Consider the following 21,160-nt stretch of genomic DNA (forward strand, 5'->3'; position numbering starts at 1 on the left):
GGTTCTAGCGTCGGTGGACATGCAGATCACCCTGGACAACCCAGCCGACGCTCCCCAGCCCGCGAGCCCCTACTACTCCCAGGTCGCCCGCGTCGAACACGCCGACGGCAGCGCTCTGCTGTTCGTCTCCGGTCAGATCGCCGAGGGCGCGACCCTCGCGGAGCAGACCCGAGGAGTCTTCGAGGGCCTCGCCGCGCTGCTCCGCGCCCACGGCGCGACCCTGGGCGACGTCATCAGCATCCGCACGTATCTGACCGACATCTCCCAGCTGGCCGAGTACGGCACCGTACGCCGGGAGTTCCTCACCGGCACTCCGCCGACCAGCATGACGTTCGAGGTGTCCCGGCTGTTCCGGCCGGAGGCCGTGGTGGAGGTGGAGGCCGTGGCGGCGGTGGCCGGCTGAGGCCGTACCGGGGGCACCGTCGGGGTCCCGCGGCGGGCGTCCGGGATGTGGGACGGCTCGTGGGTGTTTGTGAAGGGGTTGTACGGGATAGCTGTGGGGAGGGCGGTCACCGGCCGTCGGCCCACAGCCGCGGCTAGGGTCTGAGCCGGGACCTGTCCCCCCTGAGCAGCCCCGGTCCGGGACCTGACCCCTGGACCGGGGCTTGCGGCTGTCTCGGTCAGTCCCGCACCCCGAAGCCGTACACCGTCTCCGAGCGGTACACCGTGCCCGGGTCGAGGCGGGTGCTCGGGAACTCCGGGCGGTTGGGGGAGTCAGGGAAGTGCTGGGTCTCCAGGGCGATGCCGTCGCCCGGGGCGAACGGGCCGCTCAGGTGCTCGGCCGTGTAGAGCTGGACGCCGGGCTCGGTGGTGGCCACGGTGAGGGTGCGGCCGGAGCCCGGGTCGTGCAGCTCGGCGATCTCGGCGGGGGAGTCGGTGACGCCCTTGTCGAGGACCAGGTTGTGGTCGTAGCCGGAGCCCACCTTGCGGGCCGTACGGAAGTCGAAACGGGAGCCGGAGACGTCCGCCAGGACGCCGGTCGGGATCAGGTCGCCGTCGACGGGGGTGTACCGGGAGGCGGCGATCCGGAGTTCATGGCCGCCCGCGTTCCCGGAGCCCGCGAGGTTGAAGTAGCTGTGGTTGGTGAGGTTCACGACGGTCGGCGCGTCGGTGACCGCCTCGTAGGAGACGCGCAGCGCGCCGGACGCATCCAGCGTGTACGTCGCCGTGAGCTCCAGCCGCCCAGGGAAGCCCTCCTCCCCGTGCGGGCTCACCCGCGTCAGCCGCACCCCGTGCTCGACGCCCTCGGCCTCCCACACCCGCTTGTCGAAGCCGCCGGCGCCGCCGTGCAGGGAGTTGGGCCCGTTGTTCGGCTCCAGGGCGTAGGTCACGCCGTCCAGCGGGAAGCGGGCGTGCGCGATCCGGTTGGCGTAGCGGCCGACCAGGGCGCCGAAGTACGGGCCGGGATGCTCCAGGTAGCCGTCCAGGCCGGTGAACCCCAGCACCACGTCCGCCGTCCGCCCGTCCCGGTCCGGGACCTCGACCGACTGCACGATTCCGCCGTACGACAGGACCCGCACCCGGGTCCCCGCGCGCTCCAGCGTCCAGCGGTGCACCTCGGTGCCGTCGGAAAGTGCGCCGAAAAGTTCGCTCATGAGGGAAACCCTAAGCCAAGGGTCTAGTCCACCGGGTCCGCCGCCGTGATGGTCCGGTAGGCGATCGCGGCGAGCTTCGACTGGCCGTCGGTGCTCGGGTGGAACCAGTCCCAGTGACTCAACTGATCCGTGCCGAAGCGGTACTCGTACACCGCCCCGCCGTCGAAACGGCACCGCCGGTCCTTGGCGCAGACCTCCGCCAGCACCTTGTTGTACTCCTCGACCCGCTGCTGCACCTTGTCCCGGCGCAGGGTCGCCACACTGGTCAGATCGTCGGCGTCGCCCAGCATGGAAGGGCAGATGCCCAGTTTCCAGATCTGCTTGCCCAGCGGGTTGGTCCGCCCCTGCGACCACAGCCGCTTCAGATTCGGCACGCTCGACACGTACACCTGCGTCTTCGGCAGCGCCTTGCGCAGGGTGCCCAGCGCGTCCTCGAACTGGGCGCGGAAGGCGGCCACCGAGGTCATCGCCCGTACCGACGTACGACAGGCGTCGTTCGCACCCGCCATCACCGTCACCAACTGCGGCCTGCGTGCCGCCGCCTCGGCCATCTGCCCGGAGAGGTCGGCCATCCGGGCGCCCGTCTCGGCGTAGTTCCAGCTGTGGTCGGCCGCCCCGGTCCGCCCCAGCAGCCGTACCGCCAGACTGTCCACCTGGTCGCTGGTGCCGGTCGCCCAGGACACCTCCGGGCAGTCCGAGAGCACCGTGCACGCGTCGAAACCACGGGTGATGGAGTCGCCGACGGCCGCGATCGAGGACGGGCTGCGGTCCCACACCGACACCGCCCGGGGGGCCTGCTTCCGGCCGCCGTCGCCCGCCGAGGACGAGCCGCCGATCACATCACACCCGGCCAGCGCCAGCGCGGCGGTCGCGGCGACGACACCGATCAGGGCACGCGCACGCCGGCATCGCTGCTTCCGCATACCCCGCTGGTCCTCTCCGTCGGCTGGTCAGGTCGGCTGGTTGGTGCCCCTCCATAACAACGCACGGGAGTTCCCACCCCCCCGCCCTGCAACGGTCCACCCCCGTACAAGCGTCCCCCTGGGTGAATGGCAGGGGTTTCCTGGCTGTGGGACCGACGGTACGTCACACTCCTTGCACCGCCGCACGGTAGCCTCGCCATCAACGCGGCCTTCGTGTCACTGCCGCCAGCCAGCCAGCAAGATGTCCCGCTCTGCCCGGAGGTTCCGGTGACGACACGTGGAGTTCTGTACGTGCACTCCGCGCCGCGCGCGCTGTGCCCGCACGTCGAGTGGGCCGTCGCCGGGGTGCTCGGCACGCGCGTCAACCTCGACTGGATCCGGCAGCCGGCGGCCCCCGGCACCTGGCGCTCCGAGTTCTCCTGGCAGGGCGAGGTAGGCACCGCCTCCAAACTCGCCTCCGCACTGCGCGGCTGGCACCTGCTGCGCTTCGAGGTCACGGCCGAGCCCTGCGCGAAGGCCGAGGGCGAGCGCTACAGCTGCACCCCCGATCTGGGCATCTTCCACGCGGTCACCGGAATCCACGGCGACATCCTGATCCCGGAGGACCGCCTGAGGGCCGCGATGACCCGCTCACAGCGCGGCGAGACCGACCTGGAGGCCGAGATCGCCAAACTCCTCGGCAAGCCCTGGGACGACGAACTGGAGCCGTTCCGGTACGCCGGCGAAGGCGCCCCGGTGCGCTGGCTCCACCAGGTGGTCTGACGCCGGATGCCGCGGCGCCGTCGTGGCTGATCGCGCCCACGCGGCGGTAGCCGCACATCAAATACAGCCCCGCGCCCCCAAAAGACCAGGGGCGAGCGCCCCTTTAGGGGCGCGGGGAACTGCGCGACAAGCTCCCACCGGCGGGTCAGCCGACAACGAAACGCAAAGTGGCCCGAACTCCAACAGGGAGTCCGGGCCACCCGCCGTTCACGGCGACGAACCTCACACGGTCCTGAACGCGAGCGCCACGTTGTGCCCACCGAACCCGAACGAGTCGTTCAGCACGGCGATCCGCCCCTCGGGCAGAGCACGCGCCTTACCCGACACCACATCCGCGTTGACCTCGGGGTCGAGGTTGTCCAGGTTGATGGTCGGCGGAGCCGTACGGTTCACCAGCGCCAGGATCGACGCGACGGTCTCGATACCGCCCGCACCGCCCAGCAGGTGACCCGTCATCGACTTCGTCGCCGAGATGGCCATGTGGTCGACGTCGTCGCCGAACACCTTCCGCAGCGCCTTGATCTCGGCCACGTCACCCTGCGGCGTCGACGTCGCGTGCGCGTTGACGTGCACGATCTCGGCCGGCTTCAGATCCGTGTTGTCGAGCAGGTTCTGCAGCGCGTGCGCGATGCCGTTGCCCGAGGGCTCCGGCTGCGTGATGTGGTGCGCGTCGGCGGAGATGCCCTGCCCGACCGCCTCGACGTAGATCCGCGCCCCGCGCGCCTTCGCGTGCTCCTCGGACTCCAGGACGATCACGCCCGCGCCCTCACCGAGGACGAAGCCGTCACGGCCGGAGTCGTAGGGACGCGACGCACCCTCGGGGTCGTCGTTGTTCTTGGACATCGCCATCATGTTGCCGAACGCCACGATCGGCAGCGGGTGGATCGCCGCTTCCGTGCCGCCGGCCACGACGATGTCCGCACGCCCGGTGCGGATCATCTCGATGGCGTACCCGATGGCCTCGGCGCCGGAGGCGCAGGCCGACACGGGCGTGTGCACACCGGCGCGCGCACCCAGCTCGATACCGACGTTCGCGGCCGGCGAGTTGGGCATCAGCATCGGCACGGTGTGCGGGGAGACACGGCGTACGCCCTTCTCCTTGAGCACGTCGTACTGGTCGAGCAGGGTCGTCACACCGCCGATGCCGGAGGCGATGACGGCGCCGACCCGGTCGGGGTTGGCGGACGAGTCCTCACCGGCCTTGGCGGTGAAACCGGCGTCCTTCCAGGCCTCCTGGGCGGCGATCAGCGCGAACTGCGCGGACCGGTCCAGCTTGCGGGCCTGCGGGCGCGGGATGATCTCGCCCGGTTCGACGGCGATCTGTGCCGCGATACGGACGGGCAGCTCGGCCGCCCAGTCCTTCTCCAGGAGGCGGACACCGGACTTGCCGGCGGTCAGGGCCTCCCAGAACGAAGCTGCGTCGCCACCCAGCGGTGTGGTTGCGCCGATACCGGTGACGACCACGGTGCGATTGGTCGGGCTCACGGGAATTCTTTCTCCAACGGATACGGGATTCGACGGCGCCACCGCCGGGTGGCGGGGCCTCGCAGTCCGGGAACCTGCCGGGTACCCGGGCATGCCGCCCGGGACCCGGCGGGAACTCAGTCCTGGTGCTTGAGGATGTAGTTGGTGGCGTCCCCGACGGTCTTCAGGTTCTTGACGTCCTCGTCCGGGATCTTGACGTCGAAGCGCTCTTCGGCGGCGACGACGACCTCGACCATGGACAGCGAGTCGACGTCCAGGTCGTCGGTGAAGGACTTGTCCAGCTGGACGTCCTCCGCGGGGATCCCGGCGATCTCGTTCACGATCTCGGCGAGACCGTCGACGATCTCCTTCTCAGTGGCGGCCATGTCAGGCGCTCCTTCTTAGATGTTCCAGACGGTTGCTGCGGTGTTGCTGGCGGCGTTTCCGGTACCGGATGCATGATCCGGCACGGAGTGCCTAGGGGAGGGTAACGACAGTGGCGGCGTAGACGAGACCCGCCCCGAACCCGATGACGAGCGCGGTGTCGCCGCTCTTCGCCTCTCCGGTCGCCAGGAGCCGCTCCATCGCGAGCGGGATCGAGGCGGCCGAGGTGTTGCCGGTGGTGCGGATGTCACGGGCGACCGTGACGTGCTCCGGCAGCTTGAGAGTCTTCACCATCGAGTCGATGATCCGCACATTGGCCTGGTGCGGGATGAAGACGTCCAGGTCGTCCGCGCTGATTCCGGCCGCGTCCAGCGCCTGCTGAGCGACCTTCGCCATCTCGAACACGGCCCAGCGGAACACCGCCTGGCCCTCCTGCGTGATCGCGGGGAACTTGATGTTCCCGGCGCTGTCGAGGGGGAGGTTGGTGACGTCGCCGACGTGGAACCGGTCCCAGGGCACGGTCTGCTTGATGGTCTCCGACTTGTCGCCCTCGGAGCCCCACACCGTCGGGCCGATCGCCGGCTCCTGCGAGGGGCCGACCACGACCGCGCCCGCGCCGTCGCCGAACAGGAAGGCCGTGGCCCGGTCCTCCAGGTCGGTCAGGTCGCTGAGCCGCTCCACGCCGATGACGAGCACGTACTCGGCGGAACCCTCCACCACCATGCCCTTGGCGAGCGTCAGGCCGTAGCCGAAGCCCGCGCAGCCGGCGGAGATGTCGAAGGCGGCGGCCTTGTTCGTCCCCAGCTTGTCGGCGATCTCGGTCGCCACGGCCGGGGTCTGGCTGAAGTGCGAGACGGTCGAGACGACCACGGCGCCGATCTGCTCGGCGGAGACGCCCGCGTCCGCGATCGCCTTCCCGGACGCCTCGATCGACATCGCGGCGACCGTCTCCTCGGGGCCCGCCCAGTGCCGGGTCTCGATGCCGGAGCGCGACCGGATCCACTCGTCGGACGAGTCGATCGTCTCCAGGATCACCTCGTTGGGCACCACGCGGGTCGGGCGGTAGCCGCCGACGCCGAGGATGCGCGCGTACGGGGCACCCTTGCTGGGCTTGATCTTCGACATCGCAGTGGGCTCCTAATTCAGCTGTGCTCGGCGATGAGCTCGCGGGCCGCGTCGAGGTCGTCGGGGGTCTTCAGCGCCAGCGTCTTCACGCCGGGCAGCGCGCGCTTGGCCAGGCCGGTCAGGGTGCCGCCGGGGCACACCTCGAGGAGGGCGGTCACGCCGAGCTTCTGGAAGGTCTCCATGCACAGGTCCCAGCGGACCGGGTTGGCGACCTGCCCGACCAGCCGCTCCACGATCTTGTCGCCGGAGGCGACGGCCCGCCCGTCCCTGTTGGAGACGTAGGTGAGCTTCGGATCGGCGGGGATGAGCTCCTTGGCGGCCTCGGCCAGCTTGTCGACCGCGGGCGCCATGTGATGCGTGTGGAAGGCACCGGCGACCTTGAGGGCGACGACCTTGCGGACGCCCTCGGGCTTGTCCTCGCTCAGCGCGGCGAGCTGCTCCAGGGTGCCGGCGGCCACGATCTGACCGGCGCCGTTGATGTTCGCCGGGGTCAGGCCCAGCTTCTCCAGGTGCGCGACCGACACGTCCGGGTCGCCGCCGAGCAGCGCCGACATACCGGTCTCGGTGATCGCGGCGGCCTCGGCCATCGCCATACCCCGCTTGCGGACCAGGCGCAGCGCGTCGGTGTCGTCCAGGACGCCCGCGAAGGCGGCGGCGGTGATCTCACCGACACTGTGCCCCGCGACCGCGCCCGGCGCGATGTCCGTCATGGCACCGAGTGCCGCGCCGGACAGGAGCCCGGCGGCGACGAGCAGCGGCTGCGCGATCGCGGTGTCCCGGATCTCGTCCGCGTCGGCGTTCGTGCCGTAGTGCACCAGATCGAGCCCGATGGCGTCGGACCATTCACGCAAACGGTCCTGGGCACCGGGGAGTTCGAGCCAGGGAGTCAGGAAGCCAGGCGTCTGGGCGCCCTGGCCGGGAGCGACGAGTACGAGCACTCTCACACTCTCTCTTGGGGAACCCCACGGCCGCCCGTGGGGACAGGGACGAAGAACACGAGGGGGTTTTGTGGACCCCCGACAAAATCCTATGGCTGGGGATCTCCATCGACCAGACGCCCCAGGATCAGCGCGATCCGCAGCGTGAAGGCGGATCGTACATCGGACGGCGACCATCCGGTGACGTCAGTCACACGTCGAAGCCGGTAGCGCACGGTGTTCGGGTGGACGAAGAGCATCCGGGCCGCGCCCTCCAGGCTGCTCGCCTGTTCCAGATAGACGCTCAGCGTTTCCAGCAGCGCCGAACCCGCTTCTTCCAGCGGTCTGTAGATCTCCTCCACCAACTGCTCGCGCGCCCCCGGATCGCCTGCCATGGCGCGTTCCGGAAGCAGGTCGTCCGCCAGCACCGGCCGCGGCGCGTCCTGCCAGGCGGAACAGGCCTTCAGCCCCGCGGCGGCGGCCTGCGCGGACCGGGTGGCGGCCAGCAGATCGGGTACGACGGGCCCCGCGACCACCGGACCGGCGGCATAGGGCCCGATCAGCGACTTGGCGACGGCCAGCGGGTTGTCGTTGCCGCCCGCGATGACCACGAGCCGGTCCCCGAGCACCCCGGTGAGGACCTGCAGCTTGGCGTGCCGGGCGGCCCGCCGGATGGCCTCGACGGTCAGCTCGCTGTCCCCGTCGGGGGCGGTGCCGAGTACGACACACACATGCTCGGGCGAGTTCCAGCCCAGCGCGGCGGCCCGGCTCACCGCCCCCTCGTCGGCCTCCCCGCTCAGCACCGCGTTGACGACCAGCGACTCCAGCCGGGCGTCCCAGGCACCGCGTGCCTCGGCGGCCTGCGCGTACACCTGGGCGGTGGCGAAGGCGATCTCCCGGGCGTAGACCAGCAGCGCCTCCCGCAGCACCCGCTCGTCGCCGGGGGCCGCCACCTCGTCGATGGCGCTCTCCATGACCTCGATGGTCGTCCGCACCATCTCCACGGTCTGCCGCAGCGTGATCGCCCGGGTCAGCTCACGCGGGGCGGTCCCGAAGACGTCGGTGGAGATGGCCTGGGGTGCGTCGGGGTGCCGGAACCACTCGGTGAAGGCCGCGATACCCGCCTGGGCGACGAGCCCGATCCAGGAGCGGTTCTCCGGGGGCATGGCCCGGTACCACGGCAGGGTCTCGTCCATCCGTGCGATGGCCTGGGCGGCGAGACTGCCGGACGACTTCTCCAGCCGCTTCAGGGTCGCGGAGTGCTGGTGGACTGCATGAGCCGAGGGGTCGGACTTGCGCGTTACGGGTTCGGGCACGGGGACAAGACTGCCTTATCCGGACGGGAGCGTGCGCCGCCGGGTGCCGACTGCGGTCTACGGTGGTTCCGTGATGGACGTACGGCGCGCGACTGAGCGCTACCCCGGAGGAGACCCGGCAGCCGGAATCGAGTCCCGCCACGCCTTCTCCTTCGGGCCGCACTACGACCCCGACAACCTCCGCTTCGGCGCGATCATCGCGTGCAACGAGGAGCGCCTGGCACCGGGCGCCGGCTTCGACGAGCATCCGCACAGCCACACCGAGATCGTGAGCTGGGTGGTCGAGGGCGAGCTGACCCACCGGGACTCGGCGGGCAACGAGACGGTGGTGCGCCGGGGAGACGTGCAGCGGCTGAGCTCGGCGGGGGGCGTCCGCCATGTGGAGCGCAACGCCGGGGCGGAGCCGCTGGTGTTCGTCCAGATGTGGCTGGCCCCGGTACGCCCCGGCGGCGAGCCGTCGTACGACATCGTCCGCGGCATCGCCGACTCCACCCCGTACGCGGTCCCGGAGGCCGGCGCGATGCTGCACGTCCGCCGTCTGGGAGCGGGGGAGCGGACGGCGGTGCCGGACGGGGCGTATGTGTACGTGCACGTGGTGCGGGGGGAAGCGCGGGTGGGCGGGGAGCCGTTGGGGGCGGGGGACTCGGTGCGGGTCGCCGACGCGAAGGACCTGGACGCGTCGGGGATCACGGACGCGGAGTTGTTGCTGTGGGAGATGGCGGGGTAGCGACGGTCGTTGTCCGGCCGCGGGCCCGGTGGGGGCCGTTCGCGCAGTTCCCCGCGCCCCTCATGGGGCCGCTGCAGCCGCCGTTTCTTCTCAGCTCATCCAGCCGCGGGCAGGCGTGCCGCGGGGCGGCACGGGTGGGCGCGGGCGGCAACCTGTCAGCGCCGGTAAGCGTCCCCCCCCGGGCCCCGGCAGGGCTCAGCCGCGCAGCTCCGCCAGCACCGAGTCCGTGAACGCCGGCCACACTTCGACCGCCCAGGGGCCGAACGCACGGTCCGTCAGGGCCACGGAGGCCACGCCCGCTTCGGGGTCCACCCACAGGAACGTCCCCGACTGGCCGAAGTGGCCGAAGGTGCGGGGGGAGGATGAACCGCCCGTCCAGTGCGGGGACTTGGAGTCCCGGATCTCGAAGCCCAGGCCCCAATCGTTCGGGTTCTGGTGGCCGTACCCCGGCAACACGCCCTTCGTCCCGGGGTATTGGACGGTCAGCGTCGCCTCGGCCACCGTCCGCGGGTCCAGCAGCCTCGGCGCCTGCAACTCCGCCGCGAAGCGGAGCAGGTCGGAGACCGAGGAGGCGCCGTCCTTCGCCGGTGACCCTTCGAGGGACGTCGACGTCATGCCCAGCGGCTCAAGCACCGCCTGCCGCAGATACTCGCCGAACGGCATCTCCGTCGCCTTGGCGACATGGTCCCCGAGCACCTCGAACCCGGCGTTGGAGTACAGCCGCCGCTCCCCGGGCGGCGCCGTCACCCGGTGTTCGTCGAAGGCCAGCCCCGAGGTGTGCGCGAGCAGATGCCGTACCGTCGACCCCTCGGGACCGGCCGGCTCGTCGAACTCGACCGCCCCCTCCTCGTACGCGACGAGCACCGCGTACGCGGCGAGCGGCTTGGTCACGGAGGCCAGCGGGAAGCGCTGCCCGGCCGGACCGTGGGTGCCGAGGACCGTCCCGTCGGCCCGTACGGCACCCGCCGCCGCGGTGGGGACCGGCCAGTTCTCGATCAACGCAAGGCTCTGCAAGGACATGCCGACGAGCCTAAGCGGATCAGAGCGTCAGGGTCATCGTGGGGTCCGGCTTGTGGACGAAGCCGAGCGCGGCGTAGAGGGGCTCGGCCTCGGCGGACGCGGTCAGCATGACCTGCCCGGCGCCCCGCTCGCGGAACCAGGCCAGCAGTTCCGCCATGCACGCGCGCGCGTACCCGCGGCGACGCGCGTCCGGGTCGGTGGCCACGCTGAAGACGTATCCGGAGCGCCCGTGCGGACTGGACGCCTTGCCGATCCGGTAGTCGAGGGTTCCGACGACCAGCGCGGCCAGTGCCCCCGGCCGGTCCGGGTGGTCGACGACGAACGCGGCGAAGTCCCCGTCCGGCTCGCCCAGTCTCTCCCGGAGCCCCGGCAGCGCCAGGGCGTGCCAGTGGGTGGTGGCGTCCCCACCGGGCAGTGCGTCGATCATGATCTGGCGCAGACGCAGCACTTCCGGTGCGTCCTCGGGCCTGGCACGGCGTACGAGACTCATACCCGCGCACGGTAGTCATCGGCCGTCCCCCGCGTCGCCCGCATTTCTTACCGTCTTACCGGGTTCCGCTTGCTTCGAGCGCACTCCAAGGTCATAGCGTTGGGTCATGACGGTGATGCAGACCTCGACCGCGGCGCCCACTCAGCAGTCCGACCGCGCACCCGCCGACATCTGTTCCGCTCCGCCCCGCCGGCATCCGCGCCCCGAGGGCCAGGACCACTACACGATCAGCGAGGTCGTCGCCTTCACCGGACTGACCGCCCACACCCTGCGCTGGTACGAGCGGATCGGGCTGATGTCCCACATCGACCGCTCCCACACCGGCCAGCGCCGCTACAGCAACAGCGACCTGGACTGGCTGGACTTCGTGACCAAGCTCCGGCTGACCGGGATGCCGGTGGCGGACATGGTCCGCTACGCGGAGCTGGTACGGGAGGGCGACGGCACCTACGCGGAGCGCCGGGAGCTGCTGGAACAGACACGCAGGGACGTCGTGGCCCGGATCGCCGAGCTGCACGACACCCTGTCGGTGCTGGACCGGAAGATCAGTTTCTACGGGACGGGCGGGAGCTGAGGCGCCCTCACAGCTCGGCCAGCAACTCCGCCTTCTTCGCGGCGAACTCCTCGTCGGTGACCAGCCCCGCCTCGTGCAGTTCGCCCAGATGCCGAATCCGCTCCGCGACGTCGGCGGGGTCCCGCCGGCCCGCCGACGCCGGCAGTGCGGCCCCGCCCTTGGCCCGTACCGCCTCCAGGACCGCCGCGGCGAACGGCAACGACTCGTGCACCGGCCCGTACCCGAGCCCGAACACCACGGTCGCGGGATCCTGGTCGGCCGGGACCGCGGGCGCCGCCCCCGTCAGGTCCCCGCGGCGCAGCAGCCGCAGATGCCCCTCGAAGACCTCCGGGGACCGCCACTCCACGCCCCCGAGGTCGGCCACCGCGAAGCGCTGGTCGCCGGCCTTCCACTTGGCCGTCGACGCGCCCGTCCACGACCAGCGGAAGTGCACGGCCCGGCCGTCGAAGCTCGCCTTGCCGTCGTACGCCTTGAACTGCCGGGGCGCCTCGGGCGCGGCCACCAGAAACCTTTCGGCCGGTTCGGACGCGGACTCGGTGAGCAGCGGCCGCAGTTCGTCGGCGTAGTACTCCGCGAGGGTCTCCCGCTCGGCCGGGAGGACGAGCCGGTAGGGGTCGCTGCCGTCCTTCAGCTGCCCGGCGGCGGCCTCCATGAGGGGATCGGCGCCCGGGCGCGGCTCGGCTCGCAGGACCACGGTGCCCCGTTTGCCGGGAGCGAGCGTCACCCCCGCGAGCGCGGCGAACGGCACCCGGCGTTCCCCCAGCGTCTGGAAGAGCCTGGGTGTGCGAATCCCCCGTTCGTAGCGGATGAGCACGGAGTCGGACTCGAACTCCCAGGCGGCATGAAATCCGGCCAGTACGTCACCCATGCGGCTCATCGTATGCGGCACGTGCTTCCCAGTCCCATCCCCGCGCATACCGCACTTCCTGCTGTCTCTACGCGCGTCCGGCCATCAACGTGCCGGACAAACCCGCCCGGCACCCGTCATCGTCGTGGGCACACGTCACCGCGCCGTACGCGCCAACCCCGATGTCGGCGAGGTTGCGCAGGCTGTCCGTGCCCGGCTCGAAGTAGCCGGCGTGTCCCTGTGCGTCGTGCGCCGACAGCACCCGTGCCCCGAAGGAGGAGGAGACGGGGTCGGCGCCGTGGCCGAGTCCGCCGAGCTCCAAGTAGGGGACGTCCTGGATCCAGTCGGTGGCGTCCCGCATCGCCCACACCCGGGCCGAGGTGTCCAGGTGCGAGGCGTTCTCGACCCGCATCCCGGGGCTGGCGGCCACCGCTATGTCGGACACCCGGTCCGGCATGTCGTGCGCGGCCACCCCGCAGACCACCGAGCCGTAGCTGTGGCAGAACATCGACACCGGCGCCTCGCCGGGCAGCGCGCCCAGCAGCGCGTTGAGGCGTACGGCGCCCTGCGCGGCGGCCGTGCCGGTCGCCGCGCCCACGCCGAGACCGTCGGGCGCGGTGTAGTCGGCCCAGGCGATCACCGCCGTACGGGTCGAGGGGCTCGCCGTGTGCTCCGCCTTGTACAGCGCCTTGGCCATGCCGACCGGGGCGGTGTACTGACGGTTCGTCCGCTGGAAGGTGAGCAGGTCGGTGTCGACGCCGGGGACGACGACGGAGATCCGCTCGGCCCTGGTGAGGTCGCCGAACACCTCGGCGACCCGGCCGCTGCCGTCCGGGTCGAAGGCGAGGATCTGCCGGCCCTTCGCCATCAGCGCCTCGTAGCGGTGCATCCGGCGGCCCGCGTCCTGCTGTCCGGCCGCGGTGAGCCGTGGGTCGTGCATACGTTTCTTCTCGACGGCGCGCTGCTGGTCGAGGGCGATGTGGTTGGCCCGGTAGCGCAGGGCGGCCGGGGCACCGTTCATGTTGCCGACCGCGAGCGGGTAGCGGTGCATGAGCCGGTCGCGCTCCTGCACGGTGAGCGTGGCGAAGAAACGGGTGAGCAGCGCGGGGGACGCCTCCGGGTCCGGCAGGTGGAGACCGCGCAGCCTGCCGTGCTCCCACTTGTCGAGGGAGGTCTGCATGGCGGTGGTCTCGCGGTGCGTGCGCATGGCCGTCCAGCCGGTGGTCGCGAGCATCACGAACACCACGGCCAGGGCGAGCAGCGCGCGCCAGACGTTCAGTGGCGGGGAGGTGTCGAAGGAAGTCACTGGGAGGACACACTAGGAGAACGAAGGGGTCTCGCGGTAACTGAGTGACAGTTATCACGTTTCGGCAAACGTGTGGCCGATCACGACTCGTGTGGCCCGTCTCAGATCGCGGGGCGCTCGCGCCAGTTCCCGGTGAGCGCCGGTCCCACCTGGTCGAGGTACGACGCGGTGAGTTCGCGGATCGCCGTGACGCTGAAGTCGTCGCCGACCGACCAGTGCCGCTCGGTGACCCGGATGACCGCGCCGAACACGGCGACCACGAGCCGGGGCCGCGGGTCGGTGTCCGGGTCGACGCCCTCCCGCTCGGCGATGATCCGCGCGATCTCCTCCTCCGTCTCCGACTGGCGCCGCAGATGGGCGGCGAACAGCACCGGCGTCGCCTCGATCATCTTGTACGTGCGCATCAGCAGTTCCACCGGGACGTACCGCTCGATGGCCTCCTCGATGCTGTCCCAGCTGTCCATGACGGACCGGCGCAGCGCCTCCAGCGGGGGCTCAACGGCCGGGCGCCGGCGCACCGCCTCGACGTAGTGCGCCTCGGTGAGCCGTGGCACGAAGAAGGCCACGTCCTCCTTGCTGGCGAAGTAGCGGAAGAAGGTGCGCTGCGAGACGTCGACGGACTCGGCGATCTCGTCGACGGTGGTGTGCTCGTAGCCCCGGGTCACGAACAGCTCCAGCGCGTTGCGCAGCAGCGCGTCCCGGGTGCGCTGTTTCTTGCGTTCGCGCAGCGTTTCCATGTCTGACAGTTACTGACTAGTGATTTTGTTTGTCAACTGTCAGCGGCTGTCACTAGCCTCGATCGTATGACTAGTCAGACCACGATCGACACGGCGGGGTCGGGGGACGTAACACCTACAGCCCTGCCGGAACAGCCGCCGGCCTCCGGCCTGCGCGGCCACCCCTGGTTCACCCTGATCACCGTCGCCGTCGGGGTCATGATGGTCGCCCTCGACGGCACCATCGTGGCCATCGCCAACCCGGCGATCCAGAAGGACCTCGGCGCCACCTTCGCCCAGGTGCAGTGGATCACCAACGGCTACTTCCTCGCCCTCGCGGTCTCCCTGATCACCGCAGGCAAGCTCGGTGACCGCTTCGGCCACCGCCAGACCTTCCTGATCGGCGTCGTCGGCTTCGCGGCCGCCTCGGGCGCCATCGGCCTGTCCGACAGCATCGGCCTGGTCGTCACCTTCCGCGTCTTCCAGGGCCTGTTCGGCGCACTGCTGATGCCGGCCGCGCTGGGCCTGCTGCGGGCCACCTTCCCGGCCGAGAAGCTCAACATGGCGATCGGCATCTGGGGCATGGTCATCGGCGCCTCCACCGCGGGCGGCCCGATCCTCGGCGGTGTGCTGGTGCAGCACGTCAGCTGGCAGTCGGTGTTCTTCATCAACGTGCCGGTCGGCCTGCTCGCCCTCGTCCTGGGCGTCCTGATCCTGCGTGACCACCGCGCTGAGAACGCGCCGCGCTCCTTCGACCTGCTCGGCATCGCCCTGCTCTCCGGCGCGATGTTCTGCCTGGTCTGGGCGCTCATCAAGGCGCCGAGCTGGGGCTGGGGCGCCGGCCTGACGTGGACGTTCATCGCCGTGTCGGTGCTGGGCTTCGCCCTCTTCTCCTTCTGGGAGACCAGGGTCAAGGAGCCGCTGATCCCGCTCACCCTGTTCCGCTCGGTCCCGCTCTCCGCGGGCGTGGTCCTGATGGTCCTGATGGCCATCGCCTTCATGGGCGGCCTGTTCTTCGTGACGTTCTACCTCCAGAACGTCCACGGCATGGACCCGGTGGACGCCGGCCTCCATCTGCTGCCCCTCACCGGCATGATGATCGTCGGCTCCCCGCTGGCCGGCGCCGCGATCACCAAGCTCGGCCCGCGGATCCCGCTGGCCGGCGGCATGGCGGCCACCGCGATCGCCATGTACGGCATGTCCACCCTGAAGGCGGACACCGGCAGCGGCGCGATGTCCATCTGGTTCGCCCTGCTCGGCCTCGGCCTCGCGCCGGTCATGGTCGGCGCCACCGAGGTCATCGTCGGCAACGCGGCGATGGAGCTGTCCGGTGTGGCCGGTGGTCTCCAGCAGGCCGCGATGCAGATCGGCGGCAGCCTCGGTACGGCCGTGCTGGGCGCCGTGATGGCCTCCAAGGTCGACAGCGACCTGCCGGGCAACTGGGCCGACGCGGGGCTGCCGAAGCTGACCGACGCGCAGCTGGCGCAGGCCTCCGAGGCGGTCCAGGTCGGTGTCGCGCCGGTCGCCAAGGGGACGCCCGCGGAGATCGCCGCGAAGATCTCCGACGTCGCCCACGACACGTTCATCTCCGGCATGAGCCTCGCCTCGTTGGTCGCGGCGGGTGTGGCGGCGGTCGCGATCCTGGTCGCGCTGCTCACCAAGCGCGGCGAGAACGCGGACGCCGGCGCGGGCGTCGGGCACGTCTGACGCGGGTTCAGCGCACCGCGCAGGCCGGTATGTCCGGTTTCTTTTGGCGGAGTTCCCCTATCAGGGTGACCCCGCTAAAGATTCCTCGCACTCGGCGCGCGCCGCAGGTCACAGTGGGTCAAGTCCTCCGCAGGGCATGGGAGGGCAGCCGGGCCGCGGCGCGCTGCTGGAGGGGGGCAGCGCGCGGGCAGGTCTGCGGACGCGGAACAGGGGTACCCGGTCATCGCACCCGAACAGTCCATGGAGACCAGGGAGTTGATGATGGCGAGCTTCGGGCAACGAACACGCGGATACCCCCGTTCACGCGGCCGGGCAGGTGCGCGGACCGGGCTGGACCGTGGCACGCTCGGAATCATCGGCACGATATTCGCCGTGGTCGGCTTCTTCGCACTGGGGATCGTGCTGGGGCCGGCGGCACTGGTGTGCGGCTGGCTCTCCATGGGCCGGGTATGGAACCCGAAGAGTTCCATACCGGCGCTGGTGGCGGTGGTGCTGGGAGCGATCGACACGCTGCTGGCACTGCTGTGGCTGGGTGGCGTCTCGCTGTAGCTGCGGCCCGGTGGGGGTCGCTCGCGCCCACGCGGCGGAGCCGCAAATCGACACAGCCCCGCGCCCCTGAAGGGGCGCCTCAGCCGCGGGCGGTCGCGCCTCCCCCAGAGCCCGAAAGGCCTGGGGGGACCCCCAGGTGGCACGGGGGGGCGCAGCGGCACCCGGTCAGCGCCGGTGAGCGCAACGCCGTGACCTCGGCCCCCACCCCCTCGCGCAGGGCAGCGACCTCCGCCCGGAGCGCCCGTACTTCCTCGGTCAGCATCCCGATCGCCTCCGTCTGCCGGCGCTCCTCCACGTCGTCCTTCTCGAACCGTGCGATGAACCATGTCGCGATGTTCGCCGTCACCACACCCAGCAGGGCGATCCCGGACAGCATCAGGCCGACCGCGATCATCCGGCCCAGCCCGGTCGTCGGTGCGTGGTCGCCGTACCCCACCGTCGTCATCGTCGTGAACGACCACCACAGGGCGTCACCCAGCGTCCGGATGTTCCCGTTCGGAGAGTCCCGCTCCACCGACAGCACGGCCAGCGACCCGAACATCAGCAGTCCGACGACCGCGCCCACCACATACGTCGTCAGCTGGATCTGCGAGGCCATCCGGGCCCGCCGCCCCACCAGCGTCAGCGTCGCGACGAGCCGCAGCAGCCGCAGCGGCTGGAGCAGCGGCAGCACCACCGCGCACAGGTCTATCCAGTGGGTCCGCACGAACTCCTTGCGCCGGGGCGCCAGAGCCAGCCGTGCGAGGTAGTCGAGAGCGAACGAACCCCACACCACCCACTCCGCCACCGTGCACGCGGCGGTGAGGTCATGCCCTGCGGAACTGTCCACGATCGGCAGCGCGTAGGCGACGGCGAAGGCCACCGCGAGCGCCAGCAACGGCCGTTGGGTGAGCTGTTCCCAACGCGCCTGCGCGGACTGTTCCTCCATGTGCGCATCGTAGGCATCGTCCGCGCCCCAAAGGGGCGCGGGGAACTGCGCGACCGGCCCCCACCGGACCCGCAGCTCCCCACCGCCTGCCCCGGCCGAAGCCGAGCGCAGCGGCTACGCGTCGCCGCCCGCCGCGCCCGGGTGCGCCGCCGTCACGTCCAGCAGCTGGTAGCGGTCGATGGCCTGCTTGAGCACCGAGCGGTCGAGCCTGCCCTCACGGGCCAGCTCGGTCAGCACCGCGACCACGATCGACTGCGCGTCGATGTGGAAGAACCGGCGCGCCGCACCGCGCGTGTCGGCGAAGCCGAAGCCGTCGGCGCCCAGCGACTGGTACGTGCCCGGCACCCAGCGCGCGATCTGGTCCGGAACCGATCGCATCCAGTCGGACACGGCCACGAACGGACCCTCGGCGCCGCTCAGCTTGCGCGTCACGTACGGGGTGCGCTGCTCCTCCTCCGGGTGAAGGAGGTTGTGCTCCTCGCAGGCCACGGCCTCGCGCCGCAGCTCGTTCCAGGAGGTGGCGGACCAGACGTCGGCCTTCACGTTCCAGTCCGTGGCGAGGATCCGCTGCGCCTCGATCGCCCAGGGCACGGCGACACCGGACGCCATGATCTGCGCCGGGACGGTGCCGTCCGTGCCCGCGCTGATCCGGTGGATGCCCCTGAGGATGCCCTCGACGTCCACGTCGGCCGGCTCGGCCGGGTGCCGGATCGGCTCGTTGTAGACGGTCAGGTAGTAGAAGACGTCCTCGCCGTGCGGGTGCTCGGCGTCGCCGCCGTACATCCGGCGCAGGCCGTCCTGGACGATGTGCGCGATCTCGTACGAGTACGCGGGGTCGTAGGCCACACAGCCAGGGTTCGTCGAGGCGAGCAGCTGGGAGTGGCCGTCGGCGTGCTGGAGGCCCTCACCGGTCAGGGTCGTACGGCCGGCGGTCGCGCCCAGGACGAAACCGCGCGCCAGCTGGTCGGCCATCTGCCAGAACTGGTCGCCGGTGCGCTGGAATCCGAACATCGAGTAGAAGACGTAGACCGGGATGAGCGGCTCGCCGTGGGTGGCGTAGGCCGAGCCCGCCGCGATCAGCGAGGCCGTGCAGCCGGCCTCGGAGATGCCGTCGTGCAGCATCTGGCCGGTCGGCGACTCCTTGTAGGCGAGCAGCAGGTCGCGGTCGACCGACTCGTACTGCTGGCCGAGCGGGTTGTAGATCTTCGCGCTCGGGAAGAAGGAGTCCATGCCGAAGGTGCGGTACTCGTCCGGCGCGATCAGTACGAAGCGGCGGCCGAGCTCCTTGTCCCGCATGAGGTCCTTGAGGAGACGGACAAAGGCCATGGTCGTCGCGATGGACTGCTGGCCGGTGCCCTTCTTCACGGTCGCGTACGTCTTGTCGTCCGGCAGGGCGAGCGGTTGGGAGCGCACGACGCGGGTCGGGACGTAGCCGCCGAGCCCCTTGCGCCGGTCGTGCATGTACTGGATCTCCTCCGAGTTCCGGCCCGGGTGGTAGTACGGCGGCACGCCGGACTCCAGCTCCTGGTCGGAGATCGGCAGGTGCAGCCGGTCCCGGAAGCCCTTGAGGTCGGCGACCGTCAGCTTCTTCATCTGGTGCGTGGCGTTGCGGCCCTCGAAGTTCGGGCCCAGCGTCCAGCCCTTGATCGTCTTGGCCAGGATGACCGTCGGCTGGCCCCGGTGCTCGGTGGCCGCCTTGAACGCCGCGTAGATCTTGCGGTGGTCGTGGCCGCCGCGGCCCAGGTGCAGGATCTGGTCGTCGGTCATGTGCTCGACCATCGCGCGCAGCCGCTGGTCGTCGCCGAAGAAGTGGTCGCGGATGTACGCGCCGGACTCGGTGGCGTAGGTCTGGAACTGGCCGTCCGGCGTCGTGTTCATCCTGTTGACCAGCACGCCGTCACGGTCCTGGGCGAGCAGCGGGTCCCAGGTGCGGTCCCAGACCAGCTTGATCACGTTCCAGCCGGCGCCCCGGAAGACCGACTCCAGCTCCTGGATGATCTTGCCGTTGCCACGCACCGGGCCGTCGAGCCGCTGGAGGTTGCAGTTGACGACGAAGGTCAGGTTGTCCAGGCCCTCGCGGGCGGCGATGGACAGCTGGCCGAGCGACTCCGGTTCGTCCATCTCGCCGTCGCCGAGGAATGCCCAGACGTGCGAATTCGAGGTGTCGGCGATCCCGCGCGCGTGCATGTAGCGGTTCATCCGCGCCTGGTAGATCGCGCCGATCGGGCCGAGGCCCATCGACACCGTCGGGAACTCCCAGAAGTCCGGCATGGAGCGCGGGTGCGGGTAGCTGGAGAGGCCGTTCGGGTATTTCGACTTCTCCTGGCGGAAGCCGTCCAGCTGCTCCTCGCCGAGCCGGTCGAGCAGGAACGCGCGCGCGTAGATACCGGGGGAGGCGTGGCCCTGGAAGAAGACCTGGTCGCCGCCGTGGCCGTCGTCCTTGCCGCGGAAGAAGTGGTTGAAGCCGACGTCGTAGAGGGACGCGGAGGAGGCGAAGGTGGCGATGTGGCCGCCGACGCCGATGCCCGGACGCTGTGCGCGGGAGACCATCACGGCCGCGTTCCAGCGGGTCGCGTTGAGGACCTTGCGCTCGATCTCCTCGTTGCCCGGGAAGAACGGCTCCGCGCGGGTGGGGATCGTGTTGACGTAGTCCGTGCTGCGCATCTCGGGTACGGCCACCCGCCGCTCGCGGGCGCGCTCGATCAGGCGGAGCATCAGGTAACGGGCCCGTTCCCGGCCGCGCTCGTCCACGGCGGCGTCGAGCGAGTCGAGCCACTCCTGGGTTTCCTCGGGATCGAAGTCAGGAACCTGACTCGGAAGGCCGCCAATGATGATCGGGTTGCGATCGGATCCGGAAGCCACGCTGTTCCTTACCTGTCAGAGGGGCACTGATTCCCTGCGTTTTCCTGCATATCCCTGCGCCGCTGTCCATCGTCCACCTCGGGGCAGCGCACGTCATCTCTACCGTGAGGTAACTCGGTCCCGGCCAAAACGCAACGATACGCCCGGGGTGTGACGTGTTTGGCAAACTCGTTCGACCGACGTATGTGAGGATGATTCCGAAAGGAACATAGCGGGCAAAAGGGAGTGGTGTGTGCCACACCTGTCTGCGATACGGTGCCGGGAGTTGCGGCGACACGGCCGGGATCGTCACCGTTTCGGCGGTCTGAACGGCCGGGTACTTGCGCGATCCGTCCCGCCCGTGTGGACTACGGCCAATGCTTCGCGCACGCGCGTGGCTGAGTTAATCAACAAGACATGATCAGGAGGCAACCCGTGAGCGCGACCGCGGACCACGCGGAGGAGCGGACCACCCCTGCCGTCAGGCTGGGGTTCCAGCCAGACCAGGTGGTCCAGGAGATCGGCTACGACGACGACGTCGACCAGGAACTCCGCGAGTCCATCGAAGACACCATCGGCACCGAGTTGGTGGACGAGGACTACGACGACGTGGCCGACGCCGTGGTGCTGTGGTTCCGTGAGGATGACGGCGACCTGACGGACGCGCTGGTGGATGCCGTCACCTACATGGAGGAAGGCGGCTGGATCCTGCTGCTGACTCCGAAGACGGGCCGTGACGGCTACGTCGAGCCGAGCGACATCGGCGAGGCGGCCACGACCGCCGGCCTCTCGCAGACCAAGAGCGTCAGCGTGGGCAAGGACTGGAACGGCAGCCGGCTGCTGACCCCGAAGGGCGCCGCCAAGAAGCGCTGAGCCCCGACCGGGGGGGGGGCCGCGCGCCCCCGCCGCCGCCCCCCGCGCCCGCGGGGCCCCCCCCCAGGACCCCCCCCAGCTGGGGGACCACCCCCA

General features: G+C 70.5%; 21 protein-coding genes. 7 read left to right on the forward strand and 14 right to left on the reverse strand.

Annotated features, from left to right (window positions below; translation table 11 throughout):
* Nucleotides 1-19: 19 nt before the first annotated feature.
* On the forward strand, nucleotides 20-403 hold the full coding sequence (locus ACWGJB_RS45845) for a RidA family protein (protein WP_453385980.1): 384 nt from the start codon (nucleotides 20-22) through the stop codon (nucleotides 401-403).
* A 217-nt stretch (nucleotides 404-620) separates the two neighbouring features.
* Here ACWGJB_RS45845 and ACWGJB_RS45850 read toward each other — a convergent pair whose 3' ends face one another.
* Nucleotides 621-1,595 (reverse strand): aldose epimerase family protein, encoded by a 975-nt coding sequence (locus ACWGJB_RS45850; RefSeq protein ID WP_453385981.1) that lies wholly within the window; start codon nucleotides 1,593-1,595, stop codon nucleotides 621-623.
* Between the two features lie 23 nt (nucleotides 1,596-1,618).
* Entirely contained in the window at nucleotides 1,619-2,518 is a 900-nt protein-coding gene (locus ACWGJB_RS45855; protein ID WP_453385982.1) for an SGNH/GDSL hydrolase family protein, read from the reverse strand.
* A 267-nt stretch (nucleotides 2,519-2,785) separates the two neighbouring features.
* On the opposite strand from ACWGJB_RS45855, the gene ACWGJB_RS45860 reads away from it, so the two are divergent.
* Complete coding sequence (locus ACWGJB_RS45860) at nucleotides 2,786-3,280, forward strand: DUF3145 domain-containing protein (protein WP_123977426.1); 495 nt, start codon at nucleotides 2,786-2,788, stop codon at nucleotides 3,278-3,280.
* A gap of 222 nt (nucleotides 3,281-3,502) precedes the next feature.
* On the opposite strand, the gene fabF is transcribed toward ACWGJB_RS45860, so the two are convergent.
* The 5 genes from fabF to fasR all read right to left on the reverse strand — a co-directional run bounded on the left by fabF (nucleotide 3,503) and on the right by fasR (nucleotide 8,486).
* Nucleotides 3,503-4,765 carry a beta-ketoacyl-ACP synthase II gene (fabF, locus tag ACWGJB_RS45865; protein WP_453385983.1) on the reverse strand — a complete coding sequence of 421 codons (1,263 nt, stop codon included), beginning with the start codon at nucleotides 4,763-4,765 and terminating at the stop codon, nucleotides 3,503-3,505.
* A 116-nt stretch (nucleotides 4,766-4,881) separates the two neighbouring features.
* A complete protein-coding gene (locus ACWGJB_RS45870; RefSeq protein ID WP_453385984.1) occupies nucleotides 4,882-5,130 on the reverse strand; it encodes an acyl carrier protein in 249 nt (82 codons plus the stop codon).
* 91 nt (nucleotides 5,131-5,221) lie between these two features.
* Nucleotides 5,222-6,253, reverse strand: coding sequence for a beta-ketoacyl-ACP synthase 3 (locus ACWGJB_RS45875; RefSeq protein ID WP_453385985.1), 1,032 nt, complete (start codon nucleotides 6,251-6,253; stop codon nucleotides 5,222-5,224).
* A 17-nt stretch (nucleotides 6,254-6,270) separates the two neighbouring features.
* Complete coding sequence (locus tag ACWGJB_RS45880; RefSeq protein WP_453385986.1) at nucleotides 6,271-7,191, reverse strand: ACP S-malonyltransferase; 921 nt, start codon at nucleotides 7,189-7,191, stop codon at nucleotides 6,271-6,273.
* An 89-nt stretch (nucleotides 7,192-7,280) separates the two neighbouring features.
* The gene (gene fasR, locus ACWGJB_RS45885; protein ID WP_351731556.1) at nucleotides 7,281-8,486 is read right to left on the reverse strand and encodes a fatty acid biosynthesis transcriptional regulator FasR; all 1,206 of its coding nucleotides are present in this window, start codon (nucleotides 8,484-8,486) and stop codon (nucleotides 7,281-7,283) included.
* Between the two features lie 73 nt (nucleotides 8,487-8,559).
* Here fasR and ACWGJB_RS45890 point away from each other — a divergent pair, with 73 nt between their 5' ends.
* Nucleotides 8,560-9,213, forward strand: a complete 654-nt coding sequence (locus tag ACWGJB_RS45890) for a pirin family protein (protein WP_453386023.1) — start codon at nucleotides 8,560-8,562, stop codon at nucleotides 9,211-9,213.
* Between the two features lie 195 nt (nucleotides 9,214-9,408).
* On the opposite strand, the gene ACWGJB_RS45895 is transcribed toward ACWGJB_RS45890, so the two are convergent.
* Both ACWGJB_RS45895 and ACWGJB_RS45900 read right to left on the reverse strand, forming a co-directional pair.
* Complete coding sequence (locus ACWGJB_RS45895; RefSeq protein WP_453385987.1) at nucleotides 9,409-10,233, reverse strand: serine hydrolase domain-containing protein; 825 nt, start codon at nucleotides 10,231-10,233, stop codon at nucleotides 9,409-9,411.
* Nucleotides 10,234-10,252: 19 nt separating this feature from the next.
* Entirely contained in the window at nucleotides 10,253-10,723 is a 471-nt protein-coding gene (locus tag ACWGJB_RS45900; protein WP_453385988.1) for a GNAT family N-acetyltransferase, read from the reverse strand.
* 106 nt (nucleotides 10,724-10,829) lie between these two features.
* Here ACWGJB_RS45900 and ACWGJB_RS45905 point away from each other — a divergent pair, with 106 nt between their 5' ends.
* Nucleotides 10,830-11,297, forward strand: a complete 468-nt coding sequence (locus ACWGJB_RS45905; RefSeq protein WP_453385989.1) for a MerR family transcriptional regulator — start codon at nucleotides 10,830-10,832, stop codon at nucleotides 11,295-11,297.
* A 7-nt stretch (nucleotides 11,298-11,304) separates the two neighbouring features.
* On the opposite strand, the gene ACWGJB_RS45910 is transcribed toward ACWGJB_RS45905, so the two are convergent.
* The 3 genes from ACWGJB_RS45910 to ACWGJB_RS45920 all read right to left on the reverse strand — a co-directional run bounded on the left by ACWGJB_RS45910 (nucleotide 11,305) and on the right by ACWGJB_RS45920 (nucleotide 14,187).
* A complete protein-coding gene (locus tag ACWGJB_RS45910; protein ID WP_453385990.1) occupies nucleotides 11,305-12,165 on the reverse strand; it encodes a DUF4429 domain-containing protein in 861 nt (286 codons plus the stop codon).
* A gap of 67 nt (nucleotides 12,166-12,232) precedes the next feature.
* On the reverse strand, nucleotides 12,233-13,450 hold the full coding sequence (locus ACWGJB_RS45915; protein WP_453385991.1) for an alpha/beta hydrolase: 1,218 nt from the start codon (nucleotides 13,448-13,450) through the stop codon (nucleotides 12,233-12,235).
* Between the two features lie 101 nt (nucleotides 13,451-13,551).
* Nucleotides 13,552-14,187, reverse strand: a complete 636-nt coding sequence (locus ACWGJB_RS45920; RefSeq protein WP_453385992.1) for a TetR family transcriptional regulator — start codon at nucleotides 14,185-14,187, stop codon at nucleotides 13,552-13,554.
* Between the two features lie 66 nt (nucleotides 14,188-14,253).
* Here ACWGJB_RS45920 and ACWGJB_RS45925 point away from each other — a divergent pair, with 66 nt between their 5' ends.
* Both ACWGJB_RS45925 and ACWGJB_RS45930 read left to right on the forward strand, forming a co-directional pair.
* A complete protein-coding gene (locus ACWGJB_RS45925) occupies nucleotides 14,254-15,873 on the forward strand; it encodes an MFS transporter (RefSeq protein WP_453385993.1) in 1,620 nt (539 codons plus the stop codon).
* A gap of 261 nt (nucleotides 15,874-16,134) precedes the next feature.
* Nucleotides 16,135-16,422 carry a small hydrophobic protein gene (locus ACWGJB_RS45930; RefSeq protein ID WP_453386024.1) on the forward strand — a complete coding sequence of 96 codons (288 nt, stop codon included), beginning with the start codon at nucleotides 16,135-16,137 and terminating at the stop codon, nucleotides 16,420-16,422.
* A 79-nt stretch (nucleotides 16,423-16,501) separates the two neighbouring features.
* Here ACWGJB_RS45930 and ACWGJB_RS45935 read toward each other — a convergent pair whose 3' ends face one another.
* Together ACWGJB_RS45935 and aceE are read right to left on the reverse strand one after the other, a co-directional pair.
* Nucleotides 16,502-17,350: a potassium channel family protein gene (locus ACWGJB_RS45935; RefSeq protein ID WP_453385994.1), complete on the reverse strand. Its 849-nt coding sequence runs from the start codon at nucleotides 17,348-17,350 to the stop codon at nucleotides 16,502-16,504.
* A gap of 114 nt (nucleotides 17,351-17,464) precedes the next feature.
* On the reverse strand, nucleotides 17,465-20,212 hold the full coding sequence (gene aceE / locus ACWGJB_RS45940; protein WP_453385995.1) for a pyruvate dehydrogenase (acetyl-transferring), homodimeric type: 2,748 nt from the start codon (nucleotides 20,210-20,212) through the stop codon (nucleotides 17,465-17,467).
* Between the two features lie 414 nt (nucleotides 20,213-20,626).
* Between aceE and ACWGJB_RS45945 the strand changes: the two genes are divergently transcribed.
* The gene (locus ACWGJB_RS45945) at nucleotides 20,627-21,064 is read left to right on the forward strand and encodes a DUF3052 domain-containing protein (RefSeq protein ID WP_351692127.1); all 438 of its coding nucleotides are present in this window, start codon (nucleotides 20,627-20,629) and stop codon (nucleotides 21,062-21,064) included.
* Nucleotides 21,065-21,160: the final 96 nt, after the last annotated feature.

It is taken from the genome of Streptomyces sp. NPDC054813 (genome assembly GCF_053611365.1).

What these genes read in the sequence shown, in the direction of transcription:
- ACWGJB_RS45845 (WP_453385980.1), top strand. Translation starts at nt 20, where the DNA reads ATGCAGATCACCCTGGACAACCCAGCCGACGCTCCCCAGCCCGCGAGC.
- ACWGJB_RS45850 (WP_453385981.1), bottom strand. Translation starts at nt 1,595, where the DNA reads ATGAGCGAACTTTTCGGCGCACTTTCCGACGGCACCGAGGTGCACCGC.
- ACWGJB_RS45855 (WP_453385982.1), bottom strand. Translation starts at nt 2,518, where the DNA reads ATGCGGAAGCAGCGATGCCGGCGTGCGCGTGCCCTGATCGGTGTCGTC.
- ACWGJB_RS45870 (WP_453385984.1), bottom strand. Translation starts at nt 5,130, where the DNA reads ATGGCCGCCACTGAGAAGGAGATCGTCGACGGTCTCGCCGAGATCGTG.
- ACWGJB_RS45875 (WP_453385985.1), bottom strand. Translation starts at nt 6,253, where the DNA reads ATGTCGAAGATCAAGCCCAGCAAGGGTGCCCCGTACGCGCGCATCCTC.
- ACWGJB_RS45890 (WP_453386023.1), top strand. Translation starts at nt 8,560, where the DNA reads ATGGACGTACGGCGCGCGACTGAGCGCTACCCCGGAGGAGACCCGGCA.
- ACWGJB_RS45895 (WP_453385987.1), bottom strand. Translation starts at nt 10,233, where the DNA reads ATGTCCTTGCAGAGCCTTGCGTTGATCGAGAACTGGCCGGTCCCCACC.
- ACWGJB_RS45900 (WP_453385988.1), bottom strand. Translation starts at nt 10,723, where the DNA reads ATGAGTCTCGTACGCCGTGCCAGGCCCGAGGACGCACCGGAAGTGCTG.
- ACWGJB_RS45905 (WP_453385989.1), top strand. Translation starts at nt 10,830, where the DNA reads ATGACGGTGATGCAGACCTCGACCGCGGCGCCCACTCAGCAGTCCGAC.
- ACWGJB_RS45910 (WP_453385990.1), bottom strand. Translation starts at nt 12,165, where the DNA reads ATGGGTGACGTACTGGCCGGATTTCATGCCGCCTGGGAGTTCGAGTCC.
- ACWGJB_RS45920 (WP_453385992.1), bottom strand. Translation starts at nt 14,187, where the DNA reads ATGGAAACGCTGCGCGAACGCAAGAAACAGCGCACCCGGGACGCGCTG.
- ACWGJB_RS45925 (WP_453385993.1), top strand. Translation starts at nt 14,254, where the DNA reads ATGACTAGTCAGACCACGATCGACACGGCGGGGTCGGGGGACGTAACA.
- ACWGJB_RS45930 (WP_453386024.1), top strand. Translation starts at nt 16,135, where the DNA reads ATGGCGAGCTTCGGGCAACGAACACGCGGATACCCCCGTTCACGCGGC.
- ACWGJB_RS45935 (WP_453385994.1), bottom strand. Translation starts at nt 17,350, where the DNA reads ATGGAGGAACAGTCCGCGCAGGCGCGTTGGGAACAGCTCACCCAACGG.